The sequence below is a fragment of the Streptomyces sp. R21 genome (genome assembly GCF_041051975.1).
GTDB lineage: Bacteria > Actinomycetota > Actinomycetes > Streptomycetales > Streptomycetaceae > Streptomyces.
In genome coordinates this window covers 3974040-3985910 of sequence record NZ_CP163435.1, presented here as the reverse complement: position 1 = coordinate 3985910, position 11871 = coordinate 3974040, and the positions used below count along the sequence as shown (strand labels likewise).

General features: G+C 69.5%; 14 protein-coding genes. 3 read left to right on the top strand and 11 right to left on the bottom strand.

The genetic code is table 11. From position 1 onward, the window contains the following. Positions 1 to 5 precede the first annotated feature (5 nt). The 11 genes from AB5J56_RS17785 to AB5J56_RS17735 all read right to left on the bottom strand — a co-directional run bounded on the left by AB5J56_RS17785 (position 6) and on the right by AB5J56_RS17735 (position 8273). Positions 6 to 851: a TetR family transcriptional regulator gene (locus AB5J56_RS17785; RefSeq protein ID WP_369242617.1), complete on the bottom strand. Its 846-nt coding sequence runs from the start codon at positions 849 to 851 to the stop codon at positions 6 to 8. A 66-nt stretch (positions 852 to 917) separates the two neighbouring features. Beyond that, positions 918 to 1430: a thiol-disulfide oxidoreductase DCC family protein gene (locus AB5J56_RS17780; RefSeq protein ID WP_369233724.1), complete on the bottom strand. Its 513-nt coding sequence runs from the start codon at positions 1428 to 1430 to the stop codon at positions 918 to 920. Positions 1431 to 1435: 5 nt separating this feature from the next. Then, a complete protein-coding gene (locus AB5J56_RS17775) occupies positions 1436 to 1843 on the bottom strand; it encodes a hypothetical protein (protein WP_369233723.1) in 408 nt (135 codons plus the stop codon). 174 nt (positions 1844 to 2017) lie between these two features. Next, on the bottom strand, positions 2018 to 2428 hold the full coding sequence (locus AB5J56_RS17770) for a VOC family protein (RefSeq protein ID WP_369233722.1): 411 nt from the start codon (positions 2426 to 2428) through the stop codon (positions 2018 to 2020). A 77-nt stretch (positions 2429 to 2505) separates the two neighbouring features. Further along, the gene (locus tag AB5J56_RS17765; RefSeq protein ID WP_369233721.1) at positions 2506 to 3291 is read right to left on the bottom strand and encodes a hypothetical protein; all 786 of its coding nucleotides are present in this window, start codon (positions 3289 to 3291) and stop codon (positions 2506 to 2508) included. 102 nt (positions 3292 to 3393) lie between these two features. Beyond that, positions 3394 to 4002, bottom strand: a complete 609-nt coding sequence (locus AB5J56_RS17760; protein ID WP_369233720.1) for a Uma2 family endonuclease — start codon at positions 4000 to 4002, stop codon at positions 3394 to 3396. Positions 4003 to 4159: 157 nt separating this feature from the next. Further along, positions 4160 to 4933, bottom strand: coding sequence for a succinate dehydrogenase iron-sulfur subunit (locus tag AB5J56_RS17755; RefSeq protein ID WP_369233719.1), 774 nt, complete (start codon positions 4931 to 4933; stop codon positions 4160 to 4162). Next, positions 4933 to 6690 (bottom strand): succinate dehydrogenase flavoprotein subunit, encoded by a 1758-nt coding sequence (gene sdhA, locus AB5J56_RS17750; RefSeq protein WP_369233718.1) that lies wholly within the window; start codon positions 6688 to 6690, stop codon positions 4933 to 4935. The genes AB5J56_RS17755 and sdhA overlap by 1 nt, the downstream gene beginning before the upstream one ends. 22 nt (positions 6691 to 6712) lie before the next feature. After that, positions 6713 to 7201, bottom strand: a complete 489-nt coding sequence (locus tag AB5J56_RS17745; protein WP_369233717.1) for a succinate dehydrogenase hydrophobic membrane anchor subunit — start codon at positions 7199 to 7201, stop codon at positions 6713 to 6715. Positions 7202 to 7206: 5 nt separating this feature from the next. After that, positions 7207 to 7587: a succinate dehydrogenase, cytochrome b556 subunit gene (gene sdhC, locus AB5J56_RS17740; protein WP_369233716.1), complete on the bottom strand. Its 381-nt coding sequence runs from the start codon at positions 7585 to 7587 to the stop codon at positions 7207 to 7209. A gap of 191 nt (positions 7588 to 7778) precedes the next feature. Next, positions 7779 to 8273 (bottom strand): 2-oxo-4-hydroxy-4-carboxy-5-ureidoimidazoline decarboxylase, encoded by a 495-nt coding sequence (locus tag AB5J56_RS17735; RefSeq protein WP_369242615.1) that lies wholly within the window; start codon positions 8271 to 8273, stop codon positions 7779 to 7781. 403 nt (positions 8274 to 8676) lie between these two features. Here AB5J56_RS17735 and AB5J56_RS17730 point away from each other — a divergent pair, with 403 nt between their 5' ends. The 3 genes from AB5J56_RS17730 (at position 8677) to AB5J56_RS17720 (ending at position 11790) form a co-directional block, all read left to right on the top strand. After that, entirely contained in the window at positions 8677 to 10215 is a 1539-nt protein-coding gene (locus AB5J56_RS17730; protein ID WP_369242613.1) for a glycoside hydrolase family 20 protein, read from the top strand. Between the two features lie 144 nt (positions 10216 to 10359). Further along, the gene (locus tag AB5J56_RS17725) at positions 10360 to 11160 is read left to right on the top strand and encodes a DUF4328 domain-containing protein (protein ID WP_369233715.1); all 801 of its coding nucleotides are present in this window, start codon (positions 10360 to 10362) and stop codon (positions 11158 to 11160) included. Between the two features lie 126 nt (positions 11161 to 11286). Beyond that, positions 11287 to 11790 carry a hypothetical protein gene (locus AB5J56_RS17720; RefSeq protein ID WP_369233714.1) on the top strand — a complete coding sequence of 168 codons (504 nt, stop codon included), beginning with the start codon at positions 11287 to 11289 and terminating at the stop codon, positions 11788 to 11790. Positions 11791 to 11871 lie beyond the last annotated feature (81 nt).

Genomic DNA, 11871 nt, shown 5'->3' with positions numbered 1-11871 from the left:
GGGCCTCAGTCGGGCTCCGGGGCGCTCGTCTTCGTTCGCGACGACGGGCGCCCCTTTTTCCTGCCCTCGGACTTATTGCCTTCGGACTTGCTGCCTGTGGACTTGCTGCCTTCGGCGGCTCTCTTGGCCGGGTCCGGAAGGGCGTTGGTCATGCCGGGCAGGAAGTCCGTGAAGAGGTCGTGGACTTCGAGGACGAGCGGGCGCAGGACCCGGAAACGGGCGAGCACGACGCCCCGGGTGGTGAGGCGGGCACCGCGTGCGGCGAGCCGGTAGCTGCGCTCGCGGCCCTCCGTGCGGTCGAAGACCCAGTACAGGACGAGGCCCATCTGGGAGAGCCACATCAACTCCGGGAGGATGTCCCGCAGTTCCGCCGGGACCTTCGTCTTCGCCCCGGCCAGCACCTCGCGGTGGACGCTGATGGCCTCCTCGCGCGCGTGCTCCGACTCGGCGGAGAAGGGGCTGAGGGGGCTGTCCGGGTCGGCGGCGTTCTTGAAGAACTGCACCGCGAACTCGTGGTACGGCGTGGCGATGTCGAGCCACGTCCTGAGCACCCCGGAGATCCGGGCCTCCAGATCCGTCTCACGGTCCAGCACCTCACGCACGGCCACGCGGTGCTCGGCGGCGAGCCGGTCGTAGAAGCCCTGGATCAGGTGCTCCTTGCCGGCGAAGTAGTAGTAGGCGTTGCCCACGGAGACACCGGCCTCCTGGGCGATGGCCCGCATCGTCGTCTTGTCGTACCCCCGCTCCTGGAACAGCCGCATCGCCGTCTCCAGGATCAGCGCGCGGGTCTGCTCGGACTTGCTGGGCGCACTGCCGTCACCGTCGCCGTCACCGGCCGGGCCGTGGCTCATGCCGGGCTTCGGGCTGTGGCTCATCACGGGCTCTGGGCTGTCGTTCTTCGCGGGCACGCAAGGAGCCTAACGAGTGCGGCAGGAGCCGTCGTCACAACCCGGAGCCGTGTACGTCCACCCACGGCTCGGGTCGTACGCCCACCCGTCGCCCCACTGGTAGGCGCCGCCGCCCCGCTCCCCCTGCCACTGCGCCCCCCGCCACTTGGCGGCCGCGAGCGCCGCGCCCCGGGCGAGCCTGGCGCCGGCCGGGGTGCTCAGCCGGTGGGCGAGCGGGCGGTGCTCGCGCAGCGCCCACAGGGTGACGACCCAGGCGGCGGAGCCCCGGTAGACCTGCCCCGCGTCCCCGACGACGGTGATGTCGTCGAGCGTGGCGCGGTGGTCGAGCGAGGGGAAGCGCCGCCGGGCCTCCTCGGATCCGGCGGCGACCAGCTCCAGCGGCACGAGCTGGCGCTGCTTGCCGAGCCAGTCGCGGACGTGGGCGCAGAGCGAGCACTGCGCGTCGTAGAGGACGGTGAGCCCGCGGACCGGGACGCGCGCGGCGCCCCGGTCGTCGGTCGCTGTGTGAGCAGCGAGCTTCATCGTGGTCACGCCCCGGCCGCGGGGGCGATCCAGTCCTGCGGCGCGACGGGCGGCAGCTGCTCCCGCTCCATCATTCCGCGCCGCCGGATCTTGTTGAGCACGTAGACGTTCCCGAGGTGCATCACGCCGAGGACCAGCAGCACCACGCCGAGCTTGGTCGACAGGGCCTCGAAGATCTCGCGGGTGCTGCCGATGTTGTCGTCGCCGCTCAGATAGAGCGCGACGAACCCGAGGTTCACCAGGTAGAACCCCACCACCAGCAGGTGGTTGACGGCCTCGGCCAGCTTCTCGTTCCCGTGCAGCACATCGGCGAGGAACACCCGCCCGTTCTGGCTCAGCGTGCGCGCCACCCAGACCGTCAGCCCGACGCTGACCACGAGATACACGACGTACGACACGACCGTGAGATCCATGCCCCCACCCTTCGCAAAGCCCCCGCAGCGGAGGCCACTTCGGCGCCCTTGAACACGTTCAAAAGCTTCTGAGGGAGACTGTAGACCTGCTTTTGAACACGTTCAAGTGAGGGGTGGGCGATGTGGATGTGACGTAGGCCCTACGTGCCCCTGGGCCCTGCGTGCCCGTGAGTCCTACGCGACCCGGGCCAGCTCGGGCCGCTTGCTGTAGTCGGTGAATCCGATGACGTTCCCCCAGGGGTCGGCGACCTCGACGGTCCACCCGGTGGCGCAGGAGAAGGGCTCGGCGAGGAGGTCCAGGCCGGCCGTGCGGAGCGCCTCGGCCTTCGCGCGGGTGTCCCGAACCTCCAGCCACACCCGCGGCGAGGCCCACACGGGCTGCCGCCGACTGAGCTCCTCCTCCAGCCGCAACAGCACCCCCGGCGTCTCCTTGCCCACTTTCAGCAGCACGATCCCGGCCTCGTCGAGCCGAAACGCCACCGGAAACCCGACCCGCTCGTAGAACCCCACCGCCTCCTCGAGGTCCCCGACCGGCACCAGCACGTGATCGAAACCGAGCAGCTCGTACGACTCTTCATCTGACATGTCGTCAGATTAGGTGCGAGGTTGTCGCTGCGGACGGGGGCTGGCTGGTGGGGTCACTCGCCCGGCCGAGGCGGCTGTCATCCGCCCGTGCAGCCCCCCACCCGCCGGGTGCTCACGGCGAGGTCGTCCAGACGGACGTCGTACGACGACGGGGTCGGGTCGGCCTGGTAGAGCTGCCAGCCGAGCTTGAGCTTGTCGAAGGTGGGGAAGGTGAAGGCGTCCGGGGTGCCGCCGTGGTGGTTGGTGGAGACGGTCAGGTCGGGCTGTTCGACGCCGTCGAGGTAGACGGTGACCTGGTTGTCCTTGGCGTCCAGGTGGAATTCGACGCAACTCCATTTCGAGGCGGCCGCTGGGGCGGAGGTCTTCCAGAGCGTCCAGTCGCCGGTGGGGCCGAGGTCGGAGCCGACGCCCCAGAAGTTGCCGTTGTCGGTGGGGGCGTACTGGCCGCCCAACGGGCGCACCAGCGTGGGGGAGTCGGAGCCGGACGCTTCCGCGATGGTCCAGTGCGCCCAGTCGGGAGCCGTCGGGAACGCGGCCACGCGCAGCCGCAGCCGGGCCCAGAGGCTGTTGCCGGGCGGAGCGAGGTCGGGCAGCACGAGGAAGGCGCGGCCGTTGCCCTCGGTGCGGAGGTGGAGTTCGCGACCGTGACCCGTGGTGCTCGGCTCGACGGTCAGGGTGCCGTTGGAGGTCTCTGTGGTCCAGCCCTGGCCTGCTGTGACCGGGCCGAGGGGGAGCCGGTTGAAGTTCTCCTGCACGAGGGTGCCGTGGGGGGTGGGCGTTGTCGCCGAGGCTGTGGGGGTTGCCGCGAGCAGTACCGCGGCGGTGGCCGACAGCGCGGCGGTGAGCTTCCTCAGGGGTGCCATGGAGGCAGTCTGCGGCGGGCGTCCCATCCGTCACAGGAGTCGCAGAGGATCTGGCCGGTGGAGCCTCCTGGTCTGGCCTGATCAGGCGGGCGGCGCCCCGGCTCAGTCCCGCTTCGGCTGCCCGGCGGTGAGGATCTCCGTCACGTCCAGGGTGACCTTGGCGCCGATGGAGTCGGGGAGGGTGACCAGTTCGCCGGGGGCGTGGACGCGGTGGCTGGCGTACGTGGCCTTGTCCGGGGCGGTCAGGACGTGCAGCCGCTGGTACTTGCGGTCAATGACGGCGTAGACCGGAACCATCGCCTCAGCGTATGCGGAGACCTTGGTGCGTAGATCGGACTGGTAGTTGGTGGATGTGACTTCGACGACCAGGCGAAAGCAGATGGGGTCGTAGCAGTTGTTCTCGACGTAGCTGTCCCGGTAATCGGCATCCACCACCGACAGGTCGGGGATCGCGTAGTCCTCCGTGCCACTGGGGAGCCAGAGGCCGATCCCCTGCAGTACGCGTGTCTCCGAGGTGTGCAGCCCGGCCGCCAGGAAGGGAACGGGGAGACTGGTGAGGGCCTCGGCGTGCGGGCCGTCCGGGGGCGGGGACACGAGGATCTGGCCCCCGATGATCTCGACGCGGTAGCCCGGGTTGCGGTCCATGAGACGGTTCGCCTCCGCGGTCAGCGGACGGTCGTCGTGGGGCCGCTCGACAGGTGCTGGGGACATCACGTGCCTCCTATGGGCGGGTGTCGCGAGCATCATCGTGGGCCGGGCGAGCTGTCGGCGTCCCGTTCGCACCACGTCACCCGATCGTGGCCCGACACGCCCGTGGGCCCCGCTTCCACCAGGAAACGGGGCCCACGAAGCCGTACAGCCGACAACCTCAGAAACGCCGAGTGATCAGCGCCTTCTTCACCTCGGCGATCGCCTTCGTGACCTCGATACCGCGCGGGCAGGCGTCCGTGCAGTTGAACGTCGTGCGGCAACGCCACACGCCGTCCTTGTCGTTGAGGATCTCCAGGCGCTGCTCCCCGGCCTCGTCACGCGAGTCGAAGATGAAGCGGTGGGCGTTCACGATGGCGGCCGGGCCGAAGTACTGGCCGTCGTTCCAGAACACCGGGCACGAGGAGGTGCAGGCGGCGCAGAGGATGCACTTCGTCGTGTCGTCGAAGCGCTCGCGGTCCTCGGCCGTCTGCAGACGCTCGCGCGTCGGCTCGTTCGTGTCCTTCGTGATGAGGAAGGGCATGACGTCGCGGTACGCCTGGAAGAACGGCTCCATGTCCACGACCAGGTCCTTCAGGACCGTGAGGCCCTTGATGGCCTCGACCGTGATGGGCTTCTCAGGGTTGATGTCCTTGATCAGCGTCTTGCAGGCAAGGCGGTTCTTGCCGTTGATCCGCATGGCGTCCGAGCCGCAGATGCCGTGCGCGCAGGAACGACGGAAGGTCAGCGAGCCGTCCAGGTCCCACTTGATCTTGTGCAGCGCGTCGAGGACACGCTCCTTCGGGTCGATCTCCAGCTGGAAGTCTTCCCAGGCCGCCTCGGCCGAGACTTCGGGGTTGAAGCGACGGACGCGGAAGGTGACCGTGATGTACGGCGAGTCGGCGAAGCCCGCCTCGGGCTTTGCGTCTTCCTTGTCGAGGGTCGGGGTAGCCATCAGTACTTACGCTCCATCGGCTGGTAGCGGGTCTGGACGACCGGCTTGTAGTCGAGACGGATGGACTCGGTGCCGTCGTCGCCGACCTCGCGGTACGCCATGGTGTGGCGCATGAAGTTGACGTCGTCGCGGTTCGGGTAGTCCTCGCGGTAGTGACCGCCGCGGGACTCCTTGCGGGCCAGCGCGGAGACCGCCATGACCTCGGCGAGGTCGAGCAGGTTGCCCAGCTCGATGGCCTCGAGGAGGTCCGTGTTGAACCGCTTGCCCTTGTCCTGGATCGAGACGTTCTTGTAGCGCTCGCGCAGCTCCGCGATCTTCTCGACCGCCGTCTTGATCGTCTGCTCGGTGCGGAACACCATCACGTTGGCGTCCATGCACTCCTGGAGCTCCCGGCGGATCTCCGCGACCCGCTCGGTGCCCGTGGACGAGCGCAGGTGCTCGACCTGCTCGACGACCTGCGACGCCGGGTCCTCGGGCAGCTCGACGTGCGCGTCGACCTTGGCCGAGTACTCCGCCGCGGCGATACCCGCGCGCTTGCCGAACACGTTGATGTCGAGGAGCGAGTTCGTGCCGAGGCGGTTGGCGCCGTGCACGGACACACAGGCGACCTCACCGGCGGCGTACAGGCCCGGGACGACGGTCGTGTTGTCCGACAGGACCTCACCCGCGACGTTCGTCGGGATGCCGCCCATGGCGTAGTGCGCGGTGGGCTGGATCGGGATCGGGTCCGTGTAGGGCTCGATGCCGAGGTAGGTGCGCGCGAACTCGGTGATGTCCGGGAGCTTGGCGTCGAGCTGCTCCGGGGGAAGGTGCGTCAGGTCCAGGTAGACGTGGTCACCCTCGGGGCCGCAGCCACGACCCTCGCGGATCTCCGTGTAGATGGAGCGCGAGACGACGTCACGGGACGCGAGGTCCTTCATGACCGGCGCGTACTTCTCCATGAAGCGCTCGCCGTCCTTGTTGCGGAGGATGCCGCCCTCACCGCGGGCGCCCTCCGTCAGCAGGATGCCCATGCGCCAGATGCCGGTCGGGTGGAACTGGAAGAACTCCATGTCCTCCAGCGGCAGCCCGCGACGGTAGACCGCCGCCTGGCCGTCACCCGTCAGCGTGTGCGCGTTCGACGTCACCTTGAAGAACTTGCCGGTGCCGCCGGACGCGTAGATCACGGCCTTCGCCTGGAAGACGTGGATCTCGCCGGTCGCCAGCTCGTACGCCACGACGCCGGCGGAGTGCTTGACGCCGTCGACCTCGACGATGAGCTGGTCGAGGACGTAGAACTCGTTGAAGAACTCCACGCCCTCCTTGACGCAGTTCTGGTACAGCGTCTGGAGGATCATGTGGCCGGTGCGGTCCGCGGCGTAGCAGGACCGGCGGACCGGGGCCTCGCCGTGGTTGCGCGAGTGACCGCCGAAGCGGCGCTGGTCGATCGTCCCGTCGGGCGTCCGGTTGAACGGCAGGCCCATCTTCTCCAGGTCGAGGACGGAGTCGATGGCCTCCTTCGCCAGGATCTCGGCGGCGTCCTGGTCGACCAGGTAGTCACCGCCCTTGACCGTGTCGAAGGTGTGCCACTCCCAGTTGTCCTCCTCCACGTTGGCGAGCGCGGCGGCCATGCCGCCCTGCGCCGCGCCCGTGTGGGAGCGGGTGGGGTAGAGCTTCGTCAGGACGGCGGTGCGGCTGCGCTTCGTCGACTCGATGGCCGCGCGCATGCCCGCGCCACCGGCGCCGACGATGACGGTGTCGTACTTGTGGATCTTCATGGTGGTTGCCTCAGCCCCGTGCCTAGCGGATGTTCGGGTCGAAGGTGAAGATCACCAGCGTGCCCAGCAGGATCGTGAACACCGTGGCGGTGTAGAGCAGGCCCTTCAGCCACAGGCGTGTGTTCGCGCGCTCCGCGTAGTCGTTGATGACCGTGCGCAGGCCGTTGGCGCCGTGCAGCATCGCGAGCCACAGCATGGCCAGGTCCCAGACCTGCCACCAGGGGTTCGCCCAGCGGCCGGCCACGAAGGCGAAGCCGATCTTGGAGACGCCGCCGTCCAGGACGAGCTGGATCAGCAGGTGCCCGATGACCAGGACGACCAGCACGACGCCCGACAGGCGCATGAACAGCCAGCCGTACATCTCGAAGTTGCCACGGGTGGACTTGGGGGTCTTCTTGGTCCGCTTGCGCGGGGCCTCGATGAGCGGCGCCGGGTTGTCGACGTCGTACGCCGACACTCCCGCGCCCTCGACGGGCCCGATGCCGGAGGTGGCGGTTTCAGTGGTGGACATCTGCGTCAGCTCCCGAAGACTTCGCGGAATGCGTGACCGAGGACGGGGTACAGGGCCCCGGCCATCAGCACGACCCAGATACCGACGACGGACCAGAGCATCTGCTTCTGGTACCGCGGGCCCTTGGACCAGAAGTCGACGGCGATGACACGCAGACCGTTGAGCGCGTGGAAGAGGATCGCGGCGACGAGGCCGTATTCCAGGAGCGCGACGATCGGCGTCTTGTACGTGGCTACGACCTTGTCGTAGTCCTCGGGGGAGACACGCACGAGAGCGGTGTCCAGCACGTGTACGAACAGGAAGAAGAAGATGAGGACGCCGGTGACTCGATGAGCCACCCAGGACCACATTCCTTCCCGGCCGCGGTACAGCGTTCCAGCCGGCACGGAAGTCCCTCCGGGAGCGGGGATTGGGGCCGCGCCGGCTTGTGTGGTCGGTCGGGCCCGGCCGGGTACGGTCCACCGGCCCCATGCATCGTAGCGACGGTTGCCTGTGGGGCTTACAGGGGGCCTACCGGTGTGATCAAACTGGCACGCGTATGGGTTAGCGTCGGCGGCTTCTGGGGTGGCTTGTTCTGTTATCTGCCGAGTGCGGGCTCGTCGTGGTTTGTCGCGCTGTTCCCCGCGCCCCTGAGTAGCCTCACGAGCCGCCCTCTCGCCAGGCGCCGTAGCTCTTCGGCGGCCACGACCCGCTCCTCCTCCGGATCGTTTGTCAATCGTGACCGGATGCCCGCCAGGGCGTGGTCAAGCGCCTCGCCCTCGGGCGTGTCACCCAGGTAGATGACGAACGCGTGCCCGAATCGGGCCTCGTACGCCGCGTGTGCCGCGTTCAGCGCCATGTGGGCCGCCCCGTACGCGTCCTCGGGCAGGGTCGGGAGGGACTCGCCGGCCAGGGCCTCCGCGAGGTCGGACGGGGTCAGGTCGTAGGCCGCCTCGTCGGCTGCGGCGAGCAGGGCGTCCAGGTCGGGGTAGGGACGGTGGTCGGCGAGGCGGTGGGCCCAGCGCAGGCTGCGGAGGCAGGTGAGCAGGGCACGCTCGGCGGCTTCGGCGGACGCGGAGTTGAACGGGTCCAGGCGGGCCGGGGACGGCGCGGCGCCCTTCTGCTCGGGTAGTGCGACCTGGCCGGGGAGGCGTGGGAAACGGTGCGAAGGCAGCGTGGGTCCTCGGCGGTGAAAGGAGTGACATCCACGACAAGCATGGACGCCACGTGTGGGTCGGCAGGGGAACGTGTGAGAGATGTGCCCTCACGTTATCCAGGGGTGTCAGGAGCTGTCCGACGGATGCCCGAATTTCACCCGCACGGGAGAGTTTCGGAACGTGTGGTGGACGCATGAAGTGCTCGTCGGGTCATAGGTTGGCGCGGTGAGCGAGCGCAGGCGCCGAGCACGGGCGCGACAGAGCCGAGTACGCACGAGCGCGATCCTCGTCGCCGCCGGGGTCGCCGTGGCGGGCGCCGCGGCCGCGGTCACGGTGGGCATGTGGCCGAGCGGTGACAGCGACGCGCCCACGGCGGGCCGTCCGTCGGACGGCAAGTCCGCCACGTCGCCCCACCGCTCCGCCGCCGCTACCTCCAGTCCGTCGCCGACCCGCAGTTACCCCCTGTCGAGGACACCCCGCACGATCCCCGCCGTGCGCGAGCACACCCCGGCCCGCGGACCGGGCTGGCGCCCGGCGGGCGGCGGCCGCGTCGTGATCGACGACGAGGAACTCGCCGACGAGGGCCGGCTGCTCGCCGGGGAGCTCAGGCTCTCGTACGCGGGGCAGGCGGATGCCCGTGCCGGGGATGTCGAGCTCGGCCTCGACGGCACGTCCACGGGCACCGAGTCGTACACGCTCACCGTCAAAAACGGCCGGGTCACCATCAAGGGCCCGGCCGAGGCGGGCGTCTTCTACGGCACGCGCACCCTCAAGCAGGAGGTCCACGGCGGCGGTACGGCGCCCGAGGGCGTCGTCCGCGACCGGCCGGCCAAGCCGCGGCGCGGGTTCATGCTCGACATCGCGCGCAAGCACTACACGGCGGCCTGGATCGAGGACCGGGTCCGCGAGCTGGGTGACCTGAAGTTCAACGAGCTCGGGCTGCACTTCTCCGACGACCAGGGCTTCCGCATCGAGTCCGACACGCACCCCGAGGTGGTGTCGCAGCCGCACCTCACCAAGGCCGAGGTCCGCCGCATTCTCGCGCTCGCCGCGAGCCGGCACATCACCGTCGTCCCCGAGATCGACTCGCCCGGCCATCTGGGCGCCGTGATCGCCGCGCACGGAGACCTCCAGCTGCGCAACACCCGGGGCATCGCCACGCGGGGCACCCTCGACATCTCCAAGCCCGCGGCGGCGAAGGTCGTCGACGAGCTGCTGAACGAGTACGCCGGTCTGTTCCCCGGCGCGTACTGGCACCTCGGCGGCGACGAGTACCAGGCGCTGACGGTGTCCGACCCGGAGGCGTCATACCCGCAGCTCGCCGCCGCCGCGAGGAACAAGTACGGCTCGGCCGCGGGGATCTCCGACCTGGCGACCGGCTGGCTCAACGACCGGGCCGACGTGGTGCACGGGCACGACCGGACGCCGCGGGCCTGGAACGACGGGTTCTTCCGCGGGAGCCGGGTGCAGCCGGAGGGTGACCTCGAAGTCGCGTACTGGACCGGCAAGGAGATCGGCGCCCGGCAGCCCGTCGAGTACCTGAGCGCGGGCCGCAAGCTGATCAACTACAACGACGAGTACCTCTATTACGTGCTCGGCCAGCCGCAGACCTTCGTCTACCCGACCGGGCAGCGCATCTACGAGCAGTGGACCCCGCGCGTCGTCCGCGGCACGACACCCGTCCCCGCGCGGTACGACGGCCAGATCCTCGGCGGCGTCTTCGCGGTCTGGGGCGACTTCCCGAACGCGCAGACGCAGGCCCAGGTCGCGGCCGGCATCCGGATGCCGCTGCGCGCCACCGTCCAGAAGCTGTGGAACTCGAGCGAACCGCCGCTGTCCTGGGCGGACTTCAGGAAGCTGGCGGACCGGCTGGGGTAGGGCTCCGGCTGGGACCGGAGGGGGCCGGAGTGGACGGGCGGGGCCGTGGAACCGTATGTTCCGCCTGCTGAGCGTGAGGTTCTGGGGAAGACCGTGACGCGTTCGGCCTCATGATCACGTACACACCCGGGGGGTCTCTCCATCATGCTCTGCATCCGTTGCCGGCAGTTCGGCGCCGCTTCCGGCGGCTCTCTCTGCGCGAACTGCGCGACGGCCTCGGCCGCCGCACCCGGCGGTCTGCCGGTGGCGCCGCCGCTCGGCGACACGCAGCTTCCCTCGCCGCACGGCCCGGCCTGGCTGCGCTCACCGGTCGGGCTCGGGAAGGCCGCCGCCGCACTGCTCGGACTGGTCATCGCGACCGACCTCTTCGCGATCTGGGCCGACGTCACCATGTACGACGTCACGGGAAGGATCGCCGACGGCGACATCAGCGCGGCCGTCCGGCGGCAGGCCGACCACGCCGACTCGCTGTACTCGGTGGCCGGGATCGCGCAGACGGGCGCCCTGATCGCGACCATCGTCGTCTACCTCATCTGGTTCCAGCGTGTGCGCGTCAACGGCGAGGTGTTCAGCCCCTCCGGACACAGCATGAAGCGGGGCTGGACGTGCTGGAGCTGGTTCGTACCGATCGTGAACTTCTGGTTCCCGCGTCGGGTCATGGTGGACATCTGGGACGCCAGCAGCCCCGGGGAGAGGTCCCGTTCGCACGGGCTCGTCAACGCGTGGTGGACGCTCTGGGTCGTCGCGCTCCTCGCCGGCCGGGCCGGATCCAACCAGTACCGCAAGGCGGACACGGCCCAGGAGCTCCATGACGCCAGCGCCCAGATCCTGTTCGCGGACGTCATCGACATCGCCGCCGCCGTCCTCGCCATCCTCGTCGTACTGCGTCTGACCGGGATGCAGAACGAGAAGGCGCAGCAGGGCCCGGTGCCCGTCGCGGTCTGAGCCGTCCGCCCGATCCCATCCGATCCGGCCCGGAAACGGGTCGGATCGTCCCTTTCTCTGGCGTACTCCCGCCCCCCTGTGGTGTATTCGCCCCCAGCCGAACCGATCCACTGGGGGGAACCGGGCATGGGCTTCTGGGGGTACTACGTCGTCGGCAGAGGCGACGGGCCGCTCGCCGAACTGCCCGCGCTGGCGGAGGCGCGGGGCATGGTTCTGCGGTCGACGGGGCCGGGCGGCTGGCAGGTGTGGGAGTACGCGAACGGCGAGGGCGAGGTCGGGAGCATGCACGCGCTCGCCCGGGAGACCGGCGCGCCCGCGCTCTTCGGGTACGTGATGGACAGCGACTGCGTGGCCGTCGAGGCGGCCGCCCCGGACAGCGGCGCGTGGACGACCTGCCTGGGGCGGGACGCGATGGCGGGCTATCTCGGGGAGGACGAGCAGGCGCTGACCGTCGACGACTACTTCCTCGAACCGCCCGACGCCGCCGAACGCGCCGTCGCCTGGGCCGCGGAGGCCGGGCACGAGATCACCGCCGAGCCGTTGCTCGACGTACTGACCGCCGAGGCCGACCCTTTGGCCGAAAACCTCTTCTTTCGCTTACTCGACAGACTCGGTGTCGTACCGCTGTGACACTCGGGTACCGTCGCACGCAGTAAGGGGAAGTGCGGGCTCCGTACGGAAGAGGCGCCCTGTAGAGGGGCTTCGAGGGAG

Bases quoted from the DNA above. Each gene is read 5' to 3' on its own strand.
- AB5J56_RS17785 (WP_369242617.1), bottom strand. From the start codon at position 851: ATGAGCCACGGCCCGGCCGGTGACGGCGACGGTGACGGCAGTGCGCCC.
- AB5J56_RS17765 (WP_369233721.1), bottom strand. From the start codon at position 3,291: ATGGCACCCCTGAGGAAGCTCACCGCCGCGCTGTCGGCCACCGCCGCG.
- AB5J56_RS17720 (WP_369233714.1), top strand. From the start codon at position 11,287: ATGGGCTTCTGGGGGTACTACGTCGTCGGCAGAGGCGACGGGCCGCTC.
- AB5J56_RS17755 (WP_369233719.1), bottom strand. From the start codon at position 4,933: ATGGCTACCCCGACCCTCGACAAGGAAGACGCAAAGCCCGAGGCGGGC.
- AB5J56_RS17760 (WP_369233720.1), bottom strand. From the start codon at position 4,002: ATGTCCCCAGCACCTGTCGAGCGGCCCCACGACGACCGTCCGCTGACC.
- AB5J56_RS17775 (WP_369233723.1), bottom strand. From the start codon at position 1,843: ATGGATCTCACGGTCGTGTCGTACGTCGTGTATCTCGTGGTCAGCGTC.
- AB5J56_RS17770 (WP_369233722.1), bottom strand. From the start codon at position 2,428: ATGTCAGATGAAGAGTCGTACGAGCTGCTCGGTTTCGATCACGTGCTG.
- AB5J56_RS17725 (WP_369233715.1), top strand. From the start codon at position 10,360: ATGCTCTGCATCCGTTGCCGGCAGTTCGGCGCCGCTTCCGGCGGCTCT.
- sdhA (WP_369233718.1), bottom strand. From the start codon at position 6,690: ATGAAGATCCACAAGTACGACACCGTCATCGTCGGCGCCGGTGGCGCG.
- AB5J56_RS17745 (WP_369233717.1), bottom strand. From the start codon at position 7,201: ATGTCCACCACTGAAACCGCCACCTCCGGCATCGGGCCCGTCGAGGGC.
- AB5J56_RS17780 (WP_369233724.1), bottom strand. From the start codon at position 1,430: ATGAAGCTCGCTGCTCACACAGCGACCGACGACCGGGGCGCCGCGCGC.
- AB5J56_RS17730 (WP_369242613.1), top strand. From the start codon at position 8,677: ATGTGGCCGAGCGGTGACAGCGACGCGCCCACGGCGGGCCGTCCGTCG.